This is a genomic window from Streptococcus pluranimalium, from assembly GCF_047785745.1.
GTDB lineage: Bacteria > Bacillota > Bacilli > Lactobacillales > Streptococcaceae > Streptococcus > Streptococcus pluranimalium_B.
Map to the genome: position 1 here is coordinate 1 of NZ_JBLOJT010000191.1, position 1405 is coordinate 1405.

The 1405-nt window shown below is 38.7% G+C and carries 2 protein-coding genes and 1 other annotated feature; both genes read right to left on the reverse strand.

The features are described 5' to 3' along the window. Positions 1–65: 65 nt before the first annotated feature. Complete coding sequence (rplL, locus tag ACMZ6U_RS10380) at positions 66–434, reverse strand: 50S ribosomal protein L7/L12 (RefSeq protein WP_018379545.1); 369 nt, start codon at positions 432–434, stop codon at positions 66–68. Between the two features lie 74 nt (positions 435–508). Then, positions 509–1012, reverse strand: coding sequence for a 50S ribosomal protein L10 (gene rplJ, locus ACMZ6U_RS10385; protein WP_416108341.1), 504 nt, complete (start codon positions 1010–1012; stop codon positions 509–511). A 32-nt stretch (positions 1013–1044) separates the two neighbouring features. Beyond that, positions 1045–1181: a sequence feature (ribosomal protein L10 leader region), on the reverse strand. Positions 1182–1405: the final 224 nt, after the last annotated feature.

The following is a 1405-nucleotide window of genomic DNA, read 5'->3' on the forward strand; positions in this document are numbered from 1 at the left end:
AAAAACCACTATTCCGAAGAACAGTGGTTTGATAATCTTTCTAAGCGGTTAAGCTATAAGAATGATTATTTAAGAGTAACTGAAGCACCTGCTGCTTCAAGTTTTTCTTTGATTTCGTTAGCTTCTGCTTCTGAAGCACCTTCTTTGATAACTGATGGTGCGCCATCAACGATAGCTTTAGCTTCTTTAAGACCTTCGCCTGTGATTTCACGAACAACTTTGATAACGCCAACTTTTTTGTCGCCAGCAGAAGTCAATTCAACGTCGAATGAATCTTTAGCAGCACCTGCGTCAGCACCACCAGCAGCTGCAGCAGCTACAGGAGCAGCAGCAGTTACACCAAATTCTTCTTCGATAGCTTTTACAAGATCGTTAAGTTCAAGAATAGTAGCTTCTTTGATTTCAGCAATAATGTTTTCAATGTTCAATGCCATTGTAATTTCCTCCAAATATAGATTATGTAACATAGTATGTTTGTAGCCTTAGGCTACGAGTAGCGGAGAGATGCTTATGCAGCACCGTCTTCGTCTTTTTCTGCAACAGCTTTGACAGCGTATGCAACGTTGCGAACTGGCGCTTGAAGAACAGAAAGGAGCATAGAAAGCATACCCTCTTTGTTTGGAAGTGATGCAAGAGCGTTGACTTCTTCCACAGTTGTGAATTTACCATCAACAACACCACCTTTGATTTCAAGAGCTTTTGCGTCTTTAGCGAATTCGCTGATAACTTTAGCTGGTGCGATAACATCTTCGTTTGAGAATGCTACTGCTGATGGTCCAACAAAAAGTTCTTTAAGATCTGAAAGTCCTGCTTCTTCAGCGGCACGTGACAAGATTGAGTTTTTGATAACTTTAAACTCAACATCACTTTCACGAAGATTACGGCGAAGTACAGTATCTTGATCAACTGTAAGTCCACGTGAATCTACAACCACGATAGATGCAGCAGCTTTCATTTTCTCAGCAACAACTGAGACTTGTTCAGCTTTTTTAGCAATAATTGCTTCACTCATTAGTAGTTTTACCTCCGTTTTTATTTTTTGGGATAGGCACAAAAAAATCGCACCTAAACCTAGACACGAAAGTACAATACGTTACAAAATATTCGTTACGTTTTGTGCCTCGGCAGGATGTTTATGAGTCGTACTCCCCTGCTGTCTTAGGTCAGTTTCATTTCAAAACCTTATTTATAATATCATGATTATTAACCTTTGACAAGTCTAAACTATTATTTTTTTCAAAAATATCATTCGAAAGTGATAATGTCTTAGCTAGGTCGAATGTGAAAATGTCCCGTCTGTTAAACTAGAAAGATGAGGAAAATAGAACTAACTATGATAGCATCAAAGAAATACGCAGTCATCAAAGCTGTTTGTGAGGGTAAAAAACAGAAAAACAGGGCTTGT

What these genes read in the sequence shown, in the direction of transcription:
- rplL (WP_018379545.1), bottom strand. Translation starts at nt 434, where the DNA reads ATGGCATTGAACATTGAAAACATTATTGCTGAAATCAAAGAAGCTACT.
- rplJ (WP_416108341.1), bottom strand. Translation starts at nt 1,012, where the DNA reads ATGAGTGAAGCAATTATTGCTAAAAAAGCTGAACAAGTCTCAGTTGTT.